At 56.1% G+C, this 17,876-nt stretch carries 18 protein-coding genes; 7 read left to right on the forward strand and 11 right to left on the reverse strand.

Annotated features, from left to right (window positions below):
- Positions 1–3: 3 nt before the first annotated feature.
- On the reverse strand, positions 4–192 hold the full coding sequence (locus tag LJ739_RS17675; RefSeq protein ID WP_229162647.1) for a DUF6435 family protein: 189 nt from the start codon (positions 190–192) through the stop codon (positions 4–6).
- 149 nt (positions 193–341) lie between these two features.
- Between LJ739_RS17675 and LJ739_RS17680 the strand changes: the two genes are divergently transcribed.
- Entirely contained in the window at positions 342–1,106 is a 765-nt protein-coding gene (locus LJ739_RS17680) for an MBL fold metallo-hydrolase (RefSeq protein ID WP_229162648.1), read from the forward strand.
- On the opposite strand, the gene LJ739_RS17685 is transcribed toward LJ739_RS17680, so the two are convergent.
- From LJ739_RS17685 to LJ739_RS17700, 4 genes are all read right to left on the reverse strand, one after another.
- A complete protein-coding gene (locus LJ739_RS17685; RefSeq protein WP_229162649.1) occupies positions 1,103–1,507 on the reverse strand; it encodes a tellurite resistance TerB family protein in 405 nt (134 codons plus the stop codon). The two genes, LJ739_RS17680 and LJ739_RS17685, sit on opposite strands and share 4 nt — an antisense overlap.
- 68 nt (positions 1,508–1,575) lie before the next feature.
- Entirely contained in the window at positions 1,576–2,634 is a 1,059-nt protein-coding gene (locus tag LJ739_RS17690; RefSeq protein ID WP_229162652.1) for an efflux RND transporter periplasmic adaptor subunit, read from the reverse strand.
- Entirely contained in the window at positions 2,631–5,945 is a 3,315-nt protein-coding gene (locus LJ739_RS17695; protein ID WP_229162653.1) for an efflux RND transporter permease subunit, read from the reverse strand. Before LJ739_RS17695 ends, LJ739_RS17690 begins: the two co-directional genes overlap by 4 nt.
- Positions 5,942–6,247 (reverse strand): ArsR/SmtB family transcription factor, encoded by a 306-nt coding sequence (locus LJ739_RS17700; RefSeq protein ID WP_229162654.1) that lies wholly within the window; start codon positions 6,245–6,247, stop codon positions 5,942–5,944. The genes LJ739_RS17695 and LJ739_RS17700 overlap by 4 nt, the downstream gene beginning before the upstream one ends.
- A 106-nt stretch (positions 6,248–6,353) precedes the next feature.
- Between LJ739_RS17700 and LJ739_RS17705 the strand changes: the two genes are divergently transcribed.
- Positions 6,354–6,554 carry a YgaP family membrane protein gene (locus LJ739_RS17705; protein WP_229162655.1) on the forward strand — a complete coding sequence of 67 codons (201 nt, stop codon included), beginning with the start codon at positions 6,354–6,356 and terminating at the stop codon, positions 6,552–6,554.
- The gene (locus LJ739_RS17710; RefSeq protein WP_229162656.1) at positions 6,548–6,892 is read left to right on the forward strand and encodes a rhodanese-like domain-containing protein; all 345 of its coding nucleotides are present in this window, start codon (positions 6,548–6,550) and stop codon (positions 6,890–6,892) included. The genes LJ739_RS17705 and LJ739_RS17710 overlap by 7 nt, the downstream gene beginning before the upstream one ends.
- Positions 6,893–6,898: 6 nt before the next feature.
- On the opposite strand, the gene LJ739_RS17715 is transcribed toward LJ739_RS17710, so the two are convergent.
- Both LJ739_RS17715 and pulA read right to left on the reverse strand, forming a co-directional pair.
- Positions 6,899–7,564 carry a YceH family protein gene (locus LJ739_RS17715; protein ID WP_229162657.1) on the reverse strand — a complete coding sequence of 222 codons (666 nt, stop codon included), beginning with the start codon at positions 7,562–7,564 and terminating at the stop codon, positions 6,899–6,901.
- Positions 7,565–7,572: 8 nt separating this feature from the next.
- A complete protein-coding gene (gene pulA / locus LJ739_RS17720) occupies positions 7,573–10,371 on the reverse strand; it encodes a pullulanase-type alpha-1,6-glucosidase (RefSeq protein WP_229162659.1) in 2,799 nt (932 codons plus the stop codon).
- 321 nt (positions 10,372–10,692) lie between these two features.
- Between pulA and cspE the strand changes: the two genes are divergently transcribed.
- Positions 10,693–10,899 (forward strand): transcription antiterminator/RNA stability regulator CspE, encoded by a 207-nt coding sequence (gene cspE, locus LJ739_RS17725; RefSeq protein ID WP_229162661.1) that lies wholly within the window; start codon positions 10,693–10,695, stop codon positions 10,897–10,899.
- Positions 10,900–11,033: 134 nt separating this feature from the next.
- Positions 11,034–11,834, forward strand: coding sequence for a glutamate racemase (gene murI / locus LJ739_RS17730; protein WP_229162669.1), 801 nt, complete (start codon positions 11,034–11,036; stop codon positions 11,832–11,834).
- A 2-nt stretch (positions 11,835–11,836) separates the two neighbouring features.
- Here murI and LJ739_RS17735 read toward each other — a convergent pair whose 3' ends face one another.
- Positions 11,837–13,036, reverse strand: coding sequence for a pyridoxal-phosphate-dependent aminotransferase family protein (locus LJ739_RS17735; protein ID WP_267494493.1), 1,200 nt, complete (start codon positions 13,034–13,036; stop codon positions 11,837–11,839).
- Between the two features lie 188 nt (positions 13,037–13,224).
- A complete protein-coding gene (gene cysK, locus LJ739_RS17740; protein ID WP_229162672.1) occupies positions 13,225–14,202 on the reverse strand; it encodes a cysteine synthase A in 978 nt (325 codons plus the stop codon).
- 129 nt (positions 14,203–14,331) lie between these two features.
- Between cysK and LJ739_RS17745 the strand changes: the two genes are divergently transcribed.
- Positions 14,332–14,793, forward strand: coding sequence for an Lrp/AsnC family transcriptional regulator (locus LJ739_RS17745; RefSeq protein ID WP_229162674.1), 462 nt, complete (start codon positions 14,332–14,334; stop codon positions 14,791–14,793).
- On the opposite strand, the gene LJ739_RS17750 is transcribed toward LJ739_RS17745, so the two are convergent.
- Both LJ739_RS17750 and LJ739_RS17755 read right to left on the reverse strand, forming a co-directional pair.
- Positions 14,781–15,188: a hypothetical protein gene (locus tag LJ739_RS17750; RefSeq protein ID WP_229162676.1), complete on the reverse strand. Its 408-nt coding sequence runs from the start codon at positions 15,186–15,188 to the stop codon at positions 14,781–14,783. The genes LJ739_RS17745 and LJ739_RS17750 overlap by 13 nt on opposite strands.
- A 110-nt stretch (positions 15,189–15,298) precedes the next feature.
- Positions 15,299–16,666, reverse strand: a complete 1,368-nt coding sequence (locus LJ739_RS17755; RefSeq protein ID WP_229162678.1) for a M28 family metallopeptidase — start codon at positions 16,664–16,666, stop codon at positions 15,299–15,301.
- Positions 16,667–16,836: 170 nt separating this feature from the next.
- Between LJ739_RS17755 and LJ739_RS17760 the strand changes: the two genes are divergently transcribed.
- Entirely contained in the window at positions 16,837–17,736 is a 900-nt protein-coding gene (locus LJ739_RS17760) for a histone deacetylase family protein (protein ID WP_229162681.1), read from the forward strand.
- Positions 17,737–17,876 lie beyond the last annotated feature (140 nt).

Here is a 17,876-nt window from a genome sequence, read left to right on the forward strand (position 1 = left end):
CGGTTACCCGTCTTTGCCCTGGCCTTTGTTTTCCAGCGCAATGATGTCTGCCCACAGCGCTTCGGCTTTTTCGGTCAATGCCGCGTAGGCGCGCATGTCGCCGTTGCGTTGTGCGTGCATGCCCTGTTCCAGTAGTCGATTGTATTCAGCACGCAGTTTCTTTGCAGGGTCGGATTTGAGCCAGCCAAACATGGTGTCACTCCTTGTGTTTGTTAGTGAATTTCCTTACGTGTGATACAGGGTTTGAGACCACTCTTACCTGTTTTTTCATTCAACAGACGGTTGCGCTCATCTCATCCGACCAGTATCCTTCGGTGCAGTGTTTTGCCGCAGGACAAGTTATGCAGTTTCATCAGTTAGACGGTTATATCCAGAACATTTACCTGGTCGAGTACGATCACGGGTTGATGTTGTTGGACGGTTGCTGTCGTGCCGATGTTGCGCTGCTCAAGTCCTATATAACCGAGAACCTGGGGCGGCCGTTCAGCGATCTGAAGCTGGTGGTGGTGACCCATATGCACCCGGACCATGCTGGCGCTGCCCACCGGCTGCGGGAACTGACCGGTTGTCGCATTGCTTCGGCGGACAAAGACCAGCCCTGGTATCGGGGCTTTTCAGGCGCGCTGATGCATTGGACTGACATGCTGTTGGCCGGCTGGGTTGCCGGACGGTTGGGTAAACCGCGACGCAATTTGTGGTACAGCCCGGTGTTAAAACCCGATATTCGCTTGCGCGACGGGGCAACCTTGCCGGGATTTGAACAGTGGCAGGCATTGGAAACCCCCGGTCACACCGATCGGGATTTGTCGTTGTTGCACGTTCCGTCGGGGCGGGTATACGTGGCCGATCTGGTGGTGCGGGTCAAAGGGCATTACATTGCCCCGTTTCCGGTATTCCACCCGAATAAATACCGCGCATCCATCCAACGGATCATCGACATGGCGCCGCCCAGTATCTGGCTGGCCCACGGGGGGGAAGTCAGCCTGAGCGACAATGAATATGCCCATCTGCAGGCCAGTGCGCCGGCCAAGCCGAAAACCCACTGGCGTTCCACCAAAGGTAAGATCAAGCGGATCCTGTTGACCCGCCGTAAAGCGACACGTTAACTGGCCAGCGAGGCCTGCTGGGTCGGCTGATCGTTGGCCGGGGAGAGGCTCTTGGCCAACACCCTGTTTTGCAGATGATCGAGAATTTCCACTTCTTCGTCGGCCATGTCGCCATCGATATGGGAAATGCCCTGTGCCACTGCCAGGGCACGCTTGGCGTCCACACTCAGGGCGTCACGCAGGGCACTGACATAGGCTTTTTGCTCGCCCTGGCGCAGCACGTCGCGCACTTCCAGAATGGCCCGGCGTTGAAAATCTTCCAGGTCTTCTTCACCCTGCCAGTCAATCTTCTGTTGCAGGGCGTAAAAGTAGTCTTGTTCTTTGAGGGTAATCTTGCCATCTGCCTGATACAGCAGAATACAGAGTTTCATTAGCGCTTCGTTGAAAGCTTGTTGGTCCACCGTAGACTCCTTATTGTTGTTATGATGGATATGGGGACTGCCATACCCATCACAACTCGGAGCAGTGATCAGGCTTTGGGCAGTGCCACGGTTTCGCCAGGCTGCAGACCGCGCAGGATGACGACATATTCACCATCGGTGTTTCCAGTTCTGACCATGCGGCGGCTCAACAGTTCATTTTCAACCACCCAAACCATGTCCAATTGACCGTATTCCTGCACCAGCTTACGCGGAATTCTGATCACCGAGCGGGTGTCGACCGGCACATTGACATGGGCGCTCATGCCTTGTTTCAGCTGGCTTTGCTCTGGCAGCGACAGCTTGATCAGAAAACTGCGTGCGGCCAAATCGGCGGCCGGCACAATTTCCACAATATCCGCGTTAATGGTCTGAGCAATGGCGTCCACATGGACCTCCAGTGTCTGACCTTTTTGTAGCTGAACCGCCAACGATTCGCGCACGTTGGCCTGCACCTGCAAAGAACGGGGGTTGTACAAGGACAACAACGGATTGCCCGGGGTTGCCATGTTGCCCGGCTCGGCCAGACGGTCAATCACCACGCCGGCAATCGGTGCACGAATTTGACTGTACTCCAGCGCATTGTCCACTTCGCTGAGTTGCTGGCGGGCAGCATCCAGCTCGGCGCTGAGGCGCGACGCGGTAGCATTGACGCTGTCCTGTTCACTGGCAGAAGCCAGGCCCTGTTCGCGCAAACGACTGATGCGCTGTTGGTTGGCCTGGGCCTCCTGCAATGATGATTGGACGGCTTCAATACGGGCACTGGCCTGGGCTTTTTGTGCCAGCAGGCCGTCGTTCTCCAGCGTGATCAGCACATCCCCGGCATTGACACGGTCACCAGCGCGCACATTGATGGCGGTGATCCGTGCCAGCAATTGGCTGGAAATGCGGGTGATGTCTCTTGCTTCGATGCTGGCGACCACGGCTTCGGTGTGCAATGCCTCATCGGCCACCACGGTGAAGGTGTCGGTGTATTCGCTGGTGGGCAGGCTGTCAGTGCCCGGCGCCTGGGTGTCGCTGAACATGCCAGCCATCCAGGCCACCATTAACAACAAACCGACGATGGCCGCAACGGGAATAGCAGCTGGATGGAAGCGGGAAGTACTCATGACGCGTCTCCTTGTAACGCAGATTCGGGTGTGAACGGTCGGTTGCGGAATACCAGGTAGTACACCACAGGGACCACAAACAGGGTAAAGGCGGTAGAGGCCACGATGCCGAAGATGATCGCCAGCGCCAGGCCGGAGAACACCGGATCGAGGATGATCACCAGGTTGCCCAACAGGGTGGTGCCGGCGGTCAGCAGTACTGGCCGCATACGCACACTGCCGGCCTGCAACAAGGCTTCAACCATGTCCATGCCTTGTTGGCGGGCCAGGGTAATGAACTCCACCAGGATCAGGGCGTTACGCACCACGATGCCGGCCAGTGCGATCATGCCGATCATGGCGGTGGCGGTGAACAGCACCGGCTCGGGCGCGCCGGCTATCCAGCGCTCACCGAATTGGTTAAGCAACCAGAAGCCCGGCATAATTCCGATGATGGTCAGCGGTATGGCTGACATGATGATCAGTGCCAGTGCGGTGCTGCGGGTCTGGTATTTGAGCACCACGAAGATGGCTGCCAGGGCAAAGGCAAAGGCGATCCCCATGTCGCGGAACACTTTGACGGTGATGCGCCATTCCCCTTCACCGGAGAACACCAGCGAGGTGCCCTCGGGCATTGACCATGACTGGGTGCCGCCGGAGCTCAGGAAGGTTCTTGACTGCCAGTCGGACGCTTGAACGTCAGGGTTGTCCATGTCGGCCAGAATGTCGGCGATGACTTCGCCGGGTGGACGACCGGACAGCTCGGCAGTGACATAAATCACCTCTTGCAGATCTTTGCGCATGATTGGCTGGGATTGCACGGTCGATTGCCAGTGCCCCAATTCTGCCAGGCTGACCAGGGGTACTGGCGCGTTGGTCAGGCCGTCTGCGCTGCTTTGCTGACGGGCGCCTACCGGGCCGGTGATCATCAGGCTGTCCAGGGTGCTGGGATCCTGACGTTCGGTAAACGGCAGTTTGACCATCAGCGGAACCGGCTCAATGTCCTGCTCCTGCTGGAACACCCCTGCCATCAGACCATCGACCAGAAAGGCCAGCGATTGGTTGATGTCGTCAGTACTGACGCCAGAGGCAGCCGCTTTGGCTTTATCCAGTACAAAGCGCTTCACCGGTTGCTCGGCGGTCATGCTGGTATCCACTTCCACCACCAGGGGTTCGGCTTCAAAGCGTTGTTTCACTGCCAGCGCCGCTGCACGGTGCTCGCTGGCATCGACGTAAGGCTCGGCGTACACCTCGGCGACCAGTGTGCTCAACACCGGCGGCCCTGGCGGCACTTCAACCACCCGGATCACCGTGCCGTCACGGTTGTAGGGTGCCAGCAGTTCGCGCAGGCGCAGTACCACACCATGGGATTGGTGTTCGCGCTCGGTTTTGTCCATCAGCAGCAGGCGTAACTCACCCAGATACGGTGCCTGACGCTGATAATACTGACGCACCATGCCGTTAAAATCGATTGGCGAGGGCTGGCCCACGTAGGCCGCCACGGTTTCGACTTCGGGCAGGCGCTGGACCTGGTTGGCCAGGGTTCTGGCCAGTGCAGCGGTGTCTTCCAGTGATGCCGTTTCAGGCAAATCAATCAGCACCTGTACTTCGTTCTTGTTGTCGAACGGCAGCAGCTTGAGGGGGACCAGGCGGAACAGCGGCAAGGCGGCCGATAGCATGAACAGCACCAACATGATCCAGAGGACCTTTTTGGCCTGACGGGGTGACGACAGCATCGGTTGTAACAACCGGGTATACAGGTTGGTGCCACTGGCTTTGGCCAGTTCATCGTCGTTGGCCTTGAGCAATCGCCCCGCCAGCCAGGGGGTGACGGTAAACGCTACAACCGTTGACAGGATCACGCTGACCGGCACGTTAAATGCCATGGGCGCCATGTAAGGTCCCATCATGCCGGTGATAAAAGCCAATGGAATAAAGGCCAGAATGATGGTCAGGGTCGACATCAGCAGCGCCGGCCGTATCTCGGCCATGGCGGCGACGATGCGTTCGGACTTGTCTTTGCCGGGCATGCCAAGGAAGCGGGCGATGTTGTCGATGCCGGTGATGGGATCATCCACCAACAGACCCAGTGACAGGATCAGGGCAAACAGGGTCACCCGGTTAATGGTGTAGCCGAAGGTCAAATCCAGCAGCAGGGTCAGTCCGTAACATACCGGTACCGCCAGTGCGACGATGACAGCCGGGCGCCAGCCCAGAAACACACCGATAAACACCACCACGGTAAACACCGCAAAGGCCAGGCTGGAAGTCAGGTTGTTGACTTTTTCATTGGCGGTTTCGCCGTAATTTCGGATCACCTGCACACCCACATCGTCCGGCAACAAGGTGCTTTGCAATGTCTGCATGCGGTCAAGCACATCGTTGGCCACCGTCACGGCATTGCTGCCGCGCTGCTTGGCAATGCTCAGGGTGACCAGTGGCAGCTGACTGTCGGCATTATCACCGGTATTGTGGCTCAGCCACTGGTAATGGTCCGGCTCGGCAGGGCCATCGACAACCTCTGCGATGTCACGTATGTACACCAGCTTGCCATTGATGCTGGCGACCGCGAGGTTTTTGACATCCTCAGGGGTGCGTAAGACATCCCCCGACTCAATCTGAATTTGCTGATCGCCAAAACCCAGATGACCATGTTTGTGCAACAGGTTACTGCGTTGTAAGGCCTGCACAATTTGTGGCGCAGTGATCTGGCGGGCATTCATGGCCTGGCGGTCAAGCAGGATCTGCAATTGTCGCTCACGTCCGCCGACAATGTTCACTTCACTGGTATTTTCGATACGCTGCAACAGCGGCGCGATTTCCAGTGCCATTCGACGGAGCTCATAGTCGCTGTAACGATCCGGTACTTTGCTGTACAGCCCCAGCAGTACAATGGGTACATCATCCACTTCCACCGGGCGTACCATCCAGTTGTCCACCACCGCGGGGATCCGGTGCTGATTGGAAAACAGTTTGTTGTAGGTGTTGACCAGTGCTCGCTGGCGATCTTCACCCACGTAGAAGCGTAATGTGACGGTCAGTCGGGAGTCATGGCTGGCGGAATACACATGCTCGACACCGGGCAGTTGGGTGAGTAACTGCTCAAGGGGCTGGGTCACCTGACGGGCCACCTGTTGGGCCGACAGGTTGGGGGCCTGCACGTGAACGTCGATCATCGGTACCACGATTTGAGGTTCTTCCTCACGGGGGGTCATCACCAGCGCGAGGGCGCCCAGTAGCAGCGACGCGATAAACAACAGCTTGGGCAGCCCACCTTCCAGGGCACGCGCGACCACACGGTCCAAAGGATGGCTATGGGACGGGTGGCTCATTCGGCATCTCCATTACAGAACAGTGAGTACAGGGTATCGATCACCCGTTTTACCCGGGGATCGTTGATAGAATAGTAGATTGTCTGGGCTTCGCGACGGGTGGTCACCAGTCCGGCACTGCGCAGAGCGGCCAGATGCTGTGACAATGCTGACTGGGTCAGAGGAACGGTTTCGTTCAGTTCACTGACGGCACATTCTTTTTCCATCATTGCACACAGCACCATCAGGCGGTTTTTGTTCGCCAATAGTTTGAGGAATTGCTCTGCCTCTGTGGCATTGCGCTGCATTTCCTGCATGTCCATGTCACCCTCCGGTGTCATCTTGATTGATAAAAACTTGACCGATTATAACTTATATATTAGATTTGTCTAATATTAGTATTTTCTAATTTACTGTTTTGAGGTGTGTATGACTGTTGAACGTTTGCTGCGCTTAATTGCCGGTTTCTTCATTTTGGTGTCGATAGCGCTTACCGTGTGGGTTGACCAGCGCTGGATGTACTTTACCGCGTTCATTGGCCTGAACCTGTTACAATCGGCCTTCACCAACTGGTGTCCGATGATGACCATTTTGCGCAAACTGGGCGTGAAGGAGAGTGGCGCATGTTAAAAACCATTCCCGAACTGATGCAGGAAGTGAGTCCTCACGTGCGCTGTGTAGAGGGTGCTGTCGGTGCCGCTGAGCGTGCCCAGAACAATGGTTTATTGGTGGATGTGCGTGAAACCAGTGAGCATCTGGCCAAGCCGGTTGCCGGTGCGATCAACATGCCCCGCGGCGTGGTGGAAATGAAAATGCTCGAGCTGGAAAAAGATCCTGCCCGACCCATCTACCTGCATTGTGCGTCGGCAGTCCGCGCGCGTCTGGCTGCGGAGCAGTTGCAACGGATTGGCTACACCAATGTTACCGTACTGACCTGCGGTGTCGACACGCTGCAACAGTGCTTCTGATCGAGCTCACTCGGGGTCCGGCGTGATCCCGAGTTGCTCACACACCTGTGCCAGCTGGCGTTGTAAGCGCGCGACCTGTTGCTCCAGTGCATCGATGCGTTGTTGATCACTGCTTTCATCGTTCGCAGATGGCATTGCTGCCTGTGGCGCAGCAACCTGCGCCGCGGTATCAGCAAAACAATGGGCATAGCGCGACTCCCGCTTGCCCGGTTCCCGGGCCAGACAGACCACCACCGGGTCGGGCATGTGCTGTAACCCATCGAGGGCTTTTTCGACCTCAGCGACGCTGGTGAATTCAGCCATACGCTGACATCGGGTGCGTAACTCGCCAGGCGTCTGAGGGCCCCGCAATAACAACAGACATACGATTGCCCGTTGTTGCTCGGTCAGTTTCAGGTCGCCGAATTCGGTATTGCAGAAGCGTTGCTGGTATTTCACCACGCGGCTGCCAAATCCGGTTTCTTCGCGGATTTGTTTCTTGTCCCGCAAGCTGTCGAGTGCGTCCTGCACCTCGCCTTCACTGAGTGACATGACCGGTTCTCGGTTGCTTTTCTGGTTGCAACCGGTGGTCAGGCCATTCAACGACAGCGGGTATTGATCCGGGGTGGTGGTCTGTTTCTCCAGCATCACACCGATGATGCGCTGTTCGATGGGGGTCAGTGTTACAAGCATGGGCATTCCTATGATGATTGGGGGGTTACCAGCACTGCAACCGTCAGTGCGGGGACTTGTATGCTGTCGGCGCTGATCTGGGTGTCTTTTACCACCTCGTCACTGCCGTTCTGTAGCGCCGGGTGCAGCTGATACTGACTGGCTTCTGGTAACGCCAGGGAAATGGGATTCAGCGACTGGTTAAACAATAGCAGCATGGCGCTGACATTCGGATCAATATTGTCGTCGCTGTCCTTGATGTGCAACGCAATCATGCCTGGCTGATGCTGTTGACCGGTATTCAAAAAGCGCAGCGCTTGCTGGATCTGCTGTGCGTCGGTCAAGCGCAACAACGGACTCTGACTGCGCACCCGCAGCATATCCATAAACATAGCAGCCGATTGGCGGATGAGTGCCGGGCTGACCTGATCCCGTCCCTGATTGTCTTTCAACAGTCGCTGGATCAGTGGCCAATTCCTGCTGTCCTGATCGGCCGGTGGCAGACCGACATGGTAATTGTTGTGGGTCATACTGAAATCAACCCGGTTAAACCAGTCGCCATAATCAAAACTGTCGCGCAGGAATGATTTGGAGCGCAATAGCTCACTGCCCATGTGGAAAAACGGGATCCCCTGAGCATACATGGGGTACGCCAGTGACAGCAGTTGGGCGCGCATCCGCTGTTCTGGACTCAGTTCGGCCGGCAGGCGGTACTGATGATTGTCCCACAGGGTCTGATTGTCATGTTTCGACACGTAATTAATGGTATCGGCCGGATCAGCCGCGTAGGCCGTGGGTTCGCCACCAAAATCAACCTCCAGGCCCTGCATTTCCTCACCACTCTGCGCAGTGAAGGTAAAGGACGTCAGGTTACCGGCAAGGCCAACACGAAGCTGGTCCATCGACAGCTCGTATTCCTGTTGCATGTCATGGTTGTCTGCCCCTTGTTGTAATTCGTTAGGAAACACCTTGAGGCCATTCCCTATTCCCTGGCTGCGGCGAATGTCGTCGGCAAACAGGAAGGATGATCCACCGCGTACGGCGTCTCGCAATCGGTCGCTGAAGGTCCCGATCTGGGTGCCCGCCAGGGCGCGCTGACTGGCCTGTTCAAAACGCTGGTGGTCGGCAACTTCGCCGAAATTCCAGCCTTCACCGTAGAAATAGGTATCCGGGTCAACCGCTTGAACGGCCTCTCGGGCGGCAAGCATCAGGGCTTTGGGCTGATGGCCCATCAGGTCAAAACGAAAACCGTCGATGTGGTAGTCACGGGCCCAGGTGACCAGCGAGTCGACCATCAGTTTGCCCATCATCACCCGCTCGGTGGCGGTGTTTTCGCAGCAGGTGGAGCGCTCAATGTCGCCACTGATGGGGTTGCGGCGATGGTAATAGCCCGGTACCACTTTATCGAGCACCGATTTCTCATCCAATCCAGACGCAAACGTGTGGTTGTAGACCACATCCATGATCACCCGAAGGCCCATAGCGTGCAGGGATTGCACCATGCTGCGAAACTCTTTTAGCCGTGACATGCCTTCGGGGTCAAGGGCATAACTGCCTTCCGGGACGGTGTAGTGGTACGGATCATAACCCCAGTTAAACGCATCAAAGCCACGCAATGCATCGACCAATGCCTGAGCATCGTCACTGTCCGGCGACAGCGAGGCGAGGGCATCTCCGACGGTCATAGTCATCGGCCAAGCGGGTTCATCACAAATGGTGTTTACTGCGTAGCGTTCACACACGTCGGCAAAGGTAGTGTCCAGCGTGACGGGCCAGCCAGGGCGCTCATCCACGGTACTCATGTCGTAGGTCGGCAGCAGGTGAATGGTGTTCAGGCCGGCAGCCTGTAAGCGTTGCAGGTGTTGCATCGGGGCACTGTCCAGATCCGAGAATGCGGCATACTTGCCCCGCCATGATGGGTCCGAGAGGCTGGCATCGGTGGCACTGAAGTCGCGAATATGCACTTCATAAAGGATCTGATCTTCCAGGTTGGTAAGGGACGGGGATGCATCCTGCGACCAGCCATCGGGTTGGGTTTGGGGGTCATTGAGGTTCACAACCTGGCTGAAGTGGCTGTTGGTCGACAAGCTGAGGGAGTACGGGTCGGTGACCTGAACAGTGACCACTTCCTTTGGACGGTAGTGATAAGTCCTGATGCTGTATTGATAGTAAGTACCAACACTGGCGTTGCTGCTGGTGTGCCAGATACCGGTAACCGTGTCCTGGTTCAGCGGGATGGGATCCGACAGACTCTGTTTATCATTGTCGAACAGCCTCACCGACACCGCTTGGGCCGTGGGTGCCCATAGCGAAAACTGTGTTTGCTGGCCGTCGTTGCGTGCACCCAGTATGTCGTTTTCGTCAGCATCATTATCGCCGCTGGTGTACACATCGTCGATCACGCCGGCCGTTTGCAGGTAAGACAATCCCCTGGCTTCGCCGTGGCGATCCAATTGCAATACCGCGAGTTGGTGCTTGAGCAGTTCCTTACCGAGGTCTTCATCAACAGAGACTTCAAACGCATAAAAGTCTTTCAGGTGTGGCCAACGTGAGGCAACAAAAGGCGGCTGGTCGATAGGTTGCAAGGGAATGATCTGATCGGGCAGGGCGCCGTCATCGAGCTGTCCCGCGGCATTGCTGAGCAGATAAGCATCCGGCGTGGCACTGCGGGTCAGTATCAGTCGTCTGGAAACCCAATGGGCTGCGCTATCGTGTTGCAGCTCATCCAGTTCATAAACGGGCAATGGTGAACGGGGGGCTGATTTTTCACAACCACTGAGCAGGCACGCAGCGCCCACCAACGTCCAGGCAATCACAGATCTCAACATATTATCGTCAGTATTTAACGGGCAGGTCGATAGGCTAGAGCATCGATTGGCAGTCTGTCCAGTCCGTCAACAGGTCGGAGTTCAGGTTAAATCACTGTCTTGGCGAAAAATATTTGTGGTATTGGTTAAGTATCGTGCTATAGTGCAATCGTCGCGAAGAGCAGACCGAATACTACATTGTACTTAAGAAACCTTAGCTCCATCTGTTTTACCAGTTCGTTTTAAGTCATTCCTTTAGTAACATGCGTCGTACACTTCGATCCGCGCGACAACACTGGCGTGCATGCGCTGTTTATTAAAGAAATACTTAGGAGACATTTCATGTCTAAAACTACTGGCACAGTAAAATGGTTCAACGCGGACAAAGGTTTTGGTTTCATCACTCCAGACAATGGCGGTGCTGACGTATTCGTACACTTCCGTGCGATCCAAATCGAAGGTTACAAAACCCTGAATGAAGGCCAGCAAGTGTCTTTCGACATCGAGCAAGGTCAAAAGGGTCCTCAAGCTGCGAACGTTACTATCTAATCGCGCTTTGAATACCTGAAGAACGCCGGCTTATGCCGGCGTTTTTTTTTGCCACCTCACCATCCTCAGTGCCTTGTTACCAGAGCACATAGGGACTAAAATCCCGCCCACTTTTGATCAACGAGAATTGGCCCTTGTCTCAACAGCCCGTCGGCGTATTTGATTCCGGTGTCGGTGGCTTGTCCATCACCACTCGCCTGCACCAATGCCTGCCCCGGGAGTCGCTGTTGTATGTGGCTGACAATGCCCATGCGCCCTATGGCGAGAAGACGCCCCAGGCCATTTTGCAGCGCTGCCAGCGAGTGATTGACCATTTGTTGGCGGCGGGAGCGAAAGCGGTCGTGGTCGCGTGCAATACGGCGACGGTGTCATGCATTGCCCAATTGCGTGAGCAATATTCGATTCCGATCATTGGTGTTGAGCCGGGTATCAAGCCGGCCCTTACCGCCTCCCGAAGCGGTAAGGTGGGTGTGTTGGTGACCCAAAGGACCAGTGAGAGTGAGCGCTTTCTGCGCCTGGTTAACGCCCTGGCCGGTGATCGCAGTGTGTGGATCCAGCCTTGTCCAGGACTGGTGGAGCACATTGAAGCGCTGAACCTCGGCGGCAGTGCGGTGCGGGAGTGTTTGTCTGCATGGTTAACGCCCATGCTGGCGGAGGGCATCGATCAACTGGTGCTGGGGTGCACCCATTATGCATTGGTGACCGATGTGATCCGGGAACTGACCGGACCATCGGTGTCGATTGTGGACACCGGCGCCGCGGTTGCCCGTCAGACGGCGCGACGCCTTAAAGACGCCGGCCTGCTCAATACCACCCCCCGTGCCACGACGCTGACAGCATATACAAGCGGCGACAATGGCACCTTGCAGACGTTAGTACAGCAACTGGGTACCTTTGATGATATGACGGTGTGCTACCAGCCTCTGCCTGACTGAGTTCAGGACGCGGTGGCGACTTTGTTGCTACGGTTAAAGGCTTCCAGCGTGCTTTCCAGGGCCGCCATTCCGGCCGGTAAGTCAACATGCATACCCAATGAATCGCAGCTCGAACCCAGCGCGTGCAGGGTTCTGAACAGATTGTGGGTGCGGCATTGTTCGCCCATCTGACCAATTCGCACAATGTTGCGATTGCCAAAGGAGCCGGAGATTTCCACCCGGTGACGTTGTGACATGGTGCGCAGCAGATCGCTGGCCTGGATGTGCAACGGCACATCGATCCCGACCACCGAATTGAGCCGCGCCGGCGGCGCCACACAGAGTTTCAGTCCCATCGCTTCAATGCCCGCTTGCAACGCGGAAGAACAGCGCAAATGGCGCTCAAATCGTACCGGTAGTGTTTCAGTGCACACCAGTCGCAACGCTTCGTGAATGGCCAGAATACCACTGACCGGAGCAGTGTAATGATAGGATTTTTTGTACCAGAACTGCTCAGCCAGCTTGGCATCAAGGCACCAGTGGCGCAGCGTGTCTTTACGTTGGTGAATGTGTTGCCAGGCCGCCTCAGAGAAGGCCACCAAAGACACACCGGGAATACAGGACAAGCCTTTTTGCCCACCGGTGATCACCGCATCAATCCCCCACTCATCCATGTTCAGCGGCATGGTGCTCAAGGTACATACGGCATCCACTACCACCAGACAGCCACGGGATTTTGCCAACTGCGCAATCGCAGCAAGTTCGCCATTGCACACGGTGTTTGACGTTTCGCCCTGAACAATGGTCAGCACATCCGGGGTATAGGCATCCAAAGCTGCCGCGACTGCGTCGAGATCAGCGCTGTGTCCATCTGCCACTTCCAGGCGTTGGACGTTGGCTTCCAGGCGCTCGCTCATCTGCGCCAGGCGCTGACTGAAAAAGCCGTTCACCACGCTCAGCACCCGGCTACCGGGCACCACCAGATTCGCAATGGCCATTTCCATCGCTGCTGACCCCGGACCGGCAACCCCAAGAATGGTGCCTTTGTCGGTCTGGAACACGTAGCGGGACATGTTTTTCACCTGATCGATGATTTGCGCCATGGTATCGCCCAGGTGGTTGATCACGATGCCATTGGCGGCCGCGACTTTGGCAGGAATGGGCACAGGGCCGGCTCCCATCATCAGTAACGGTTCGTCGGGTAAAATGGCATCAAGGGGCATGATCTGCGGGGGCAAGTCAACGTGCACGGGGGCTCCTGCTTCGGGGTTGATAAGTGTTCGGGATTGCTTGCACTGTACTTGCGCGCCGTCTGCTGTGCAACCGCTGCGGCATCGGTGTCACGACTTTTTCGCGCTAAGGTATAAAAAAACCGGGCCGAAGCCCGGTTAAAACGGACGGCAACACCCGTCTAGGAAAGTGAAAACAGTTCGGTACTGAAGTAGCGTTCGGCGGTATCGGCCAGAATGGTGACGATGGATTTACCGGCAAACTGTGGTCGCTGGGCGATTTGTACGGCTGCACAGGCGGCAGCGCCGGATGAAATGCCCACCGGCAGTGCTTCGACCCGGGCCAGTTGGCGGGCCCAGTCAATGGCTTGCTGATCTTCGATACACAGCACTTCATCCAGTAAATCGCGATCCAGTACATCGGGCACATGGCCGGAGCTCAGGCCTTGGATCTTGTGCACACCGGCACGTCCCTGGCTCAGTACCGGGCATGAGGCTGGCTCTACCGCGACCACGTGCAGGTTGGGGTTACGGGCTTTGAGGGCGCCGGCAATACCGGTGATGGTACCACCAGTGCCGATCCCTGCCACCAGGACGTCAACGTGGCCGTCTGTGTCTCGCCAGATTTCCTGTGCCGTGCTGTTGAAATGCATGGTCGGGTTCGCGGGATTGGCAAACTGGTCGAGCATGACCGCATGGGGGTTGTCGGCCAGCATGGCTTTGGCTTTGTCGATAGCCCCTTTGGTGCCCAGCTCTTTGGGGGTGGTCACCACTGTGGCGCCGTAGTGGCTGATCAGTTTGCGGCGCTCGATGGACATGTGTTCCGGAATGACAATGGTCAGTGGGATCCCGCGAATGGCGCAAATCCACGCGCAGGCTACGCCATTGTTGCCGGAGGTGGCTTCGATAATTTCGGTTTTCTCGTTGAATGCATCAGAGCGCATCAATGCGTCGATCATTGCCAATGCCGGGCGGTCTTTGATAGAGCCGGCGGGATTGAAGTATTCCACTTTGGCCAGAATATCGCCCTTGCACTGGTGCAATTGCGCCAACCGTGACAAACGTACCAGCGGCGTATTACCGATGGTCTGGGTGATGTCGTCAAAAATGCGACCACGGGGTGCAGATGTGGGTACAACAGAGACGTTAGCGGTTGTCATGATGGCTCCTCCAGAAAGTGACACCATCATGCCAAGGGTTGACGAGAAAAGTATTTTAAAAAAATTGTTAAAAAGCGGTTAGAATAGAAAAATATTCTAACTTCTAATCTTACTGTGGATTATTTAACCATGGATAAAAAAGATAAAGAAATACTGTATTTGCTGCAACGGGATGCCACGTTGTCCGTCAATGACGTTGCCGAGCGGGTGGGCCTGAGTACCACACCCTGTTGGCGGCGTATCCAGAGTCTGGAAAAAAGCGGTGTCCTCACTCGTCGGGTGGCGCTGGCTGATCCGGAAAAGCTCGGCCTGGGAATGACCGTGTTTGTGCAGGTTAAGGCTGGTCGCCATGACAGTTCCTGGCTGGCGGCTTTTGCTGCCCATGCAGAGCAACTTGAAGAGGTGTTGGAGTTTTACCGCATGAGCGGTGAATACGACTACATGTTAAAAGTGGTGGTGGCCGACATGAAGGCGTTCGACGTGTTCTATAAAAAGCTGGTCAATGGCATTGCCCTGTCGGACGTGACGTCCAGTTTTGCGATGGAACAAATCAAATACACCACGGCGTTGCCGGTGTCTCAGATCGCCTGACGGGCATCGTCCTGCTGGCTCAGCCAGTGAAGGGCTTCATTTCGGTCGTCAAAAAAGGCATAGGTGATCCCGGTCTTGTCATAGCAGCGGCCGAGTTGCTGCTTTAACACCGCCTTGCCCTGAACATCGTCAATTAACACCGCGTTGTACCAGGGCAGCCGTTTCCAGCGCAGCAGACACTCCACCAGTGCTTGTTCGGCATCAGGGGTGAACAGACTCATGCCGTGCAGGGTGAGGAGCCCCTTGCACAGGCTTGTAGGCATGCGATCGGCGAACCGTTGCAGCTGTTGGTCATAATCCGCGATGACTTCACGGTTGAACGGGCCAACCGCGTCAATGTCCAATCTGTTGTCGTTGATCGCCAGGCTGAACTCGCCATGTTCATAAAACGCCATAACCGTCTATGCTCTGTCGTTGGTCTTTTAACCCTAGGCCGTAATTGAAACGGCGACAATTTTTTGCATGACTTTTTACGCCCGTTTTCCGGCGTTGGATCAGATGGTGGTTATTCGCCGAATGCCCCCGCCGGACCGGGAAACACCACCGGACTTTCCAGGCCGTTGTGACTGACGCTGGCAACACCGAAAAAGTAGTTGTCGATGACCACATTTTTCAGCGTGGCGTGAGTCACATTGCCGACCCAGCGGCTGAACTCCCATTGCGGCGCATCGGTGTTTCGCCAGTAAATTTTATAGCCCTTTAACTGCGGATTCTGGCTTGCATCCAGCGCCTGCCAGCGCAACGTGGTGTCCGGACTGACAGCACCTTCAATGGTCACGTCAGTGGGCGGATTGGGCGCCCAGGCCATGCTCGCAAGGGCAACCGCATTGAGGGCGGTCAGCTTGGCGGCATAGTCGAAATCCACACCGTCAAGGGTATCGCCGTAGGCGATGCCGTCTTCGGTACGTATATCCTGGTGTTGCCGGTGATAGTTCTCGTTGGTTTCCATGATGCGGATACCCGGATAACCCAAATCATTGAACGGACGATGGTGACCACCGCGGCGAAAACGATCCAGTCGGTAGATCACCCGAGTGTCCAGGTTATCGATGTAGCGGTCTGCCAGTTGGTCGATGTAGCGTGCCAGATTTCTGCTCGGTGAATCGACCTCTCCGCCGGTGAAGCGACGCAAGCGTGCATCATCGGCACTTTCGGTCATGCGAGTACCTTCCGCGAACAAGCGCGCGGTGGTGTTATTGATAACCCCGTTGATGCCTTCGATGTTACCGATCATGTCGTTATTGAGTACGGCTTTTAAGCGCCAGCCCTGTTGCTGGGCGTGACGAGCCAGAATTTTGCCGCCAAACAGGCCCTGTTCCTCACCGGCCAGTGCCGCATAGACGATACTGCCATTAAAGCGGTACTGACTCAGGATCCGTGCCGCTTCGAGCGTGCCTGCCACCCCGGATGCGTTATCATTCGCACCCGGTGCATCAGATGTGGCATCCATCACATCCGATACGCGGGAGTCGATGTCGCCTGACATCAGCACATAGCGACCCGGATCGGTGCTGCCACGTTGAATGGCGATCACACTGACCACCTCGGTAGGCTCCGGAATGCGCGGCTCGCCTTCAATCACCTCGGATTGAAAGAACACCTCAATGCAACCACCACAGTCAGCCGAAATACGCTCAAACTCAGCCTTGATCCAGCGCCGTGCAGCCCCGATACCCCGGGTGTCGGAGGTGGTGTCTGACAACGTATGCCGGGTGCCGAAACTGACCAGCGTCTCAATGTCCTGCTGAATGCGTTGGGGCGATGCCTGTGCAGCAATGGCATGCAAATCTTCGGCGCTGCCGACGGTATTGGCGACGGCCAGGTAAGGGGCGGCACAAAGGCCGACTGCTGCGGTCAGTAGGGTGGCTTTCATAACAACGGTTCCTGGTTCAGTGAAACGTTCAGCATGACAGTATTGTAGCGGATTGATAAGCACATCACGGTCAACGGTCAACGTGCGTCGACCAATGTCGTTGCCCGGTTGCCATTTTCAGCCTGACAAGGCATGGTGCTGACTGGTCATCGCTGTGAGAGAGAGTCGTTGTGGTTCCGCTGGTTTTCCACCCCATTTACAGTCAACTGTCGTTGCCGGTCAGGCATCGTTTTCCCATTCAGAAGTACCAGGCGTTGCGGGATGCGATGATCTCTGCAGGGGCGGTACAGCAGCAGTTCCATCAACCCCAGCCGCTGGTGGCTGAGCAATTAAAAAAGGTGTTTTCTCCTGCCTACATTGATGGGTTGGTGAGTGGCACGCTGGATCCCAAGGCCATGCGCAGAATTGGTTTTCCCTGGTCAGAGCAACTGATTGCACGGACACTGACCGCAGCCGGTGGCACAGTTCTGGCGGCGCAACTGGCCGTTGAGCAAGGAATGGCCATTAATCTGACCGGCGGTTATCACCATGCGTTTGCCCATTTTGGTTCGGGCTTTTGCATGGTCAATGATCTCTACCTGGCGGCGTTGAAAATGCTGACCTATCCGGGCATTGACCGGGTCCTGGTGTTTGATCTGGATGTGCATCAGGGCGACGGAACCGCGCAACTGGCGCAACACCGACAGGACATCGTCACCGTGTCGGTGCATGGCGAGAAAAACTTTCCCCACCGCAAACAACGCTCGGATCTGGATTTCGGTCTGGCCAAAGGCACCCAGGATGAAGAGTATCTGGACACGGTTGAGCATGCCCTTGATCTGGCGTTGCGTTATTACGCGCCGGACGCGGTGATTTACGACGCCGGTGTTGATGTGCATTGCAACGATGATTTGGGCCATCTGGAATTGACCACTGCAGGGGTGTTTGCCCGCGACTGTCGAGTGCTTGATGGTTGTAAACAGGCCGGCATACCGGTTGTCGCCGTGATCGGTGGTGGCTATCAGCGCGACATTGCCGCACTGGTGGACGTGCATCTGCAATTGTTTCGGGCCGCCGGTGTGATCCCGTAACGTTATGTGGGTTGATACCCGGATGGTACATCACGCCATTCGCAATGGTTTGTGATAAATCACTGTCAGGCTTTGGATTTTAGCGGCGAGTCAGGTCTTGAACGGGCTGGCATTTTAGGTATTTTTTACAATACTCAGGA

This window comes from Fluctibacter halophilus (genome assembly GCF_020687825.1).
In the GTDB taxonomy this organism is placed as follows: domain Bacteria; phylum Pseudomonadota; class Gammaproteobacteria; order Enterobacterales; family Alteromonadaceae; genus Fluctibacter; species Fluctibacter halophilus.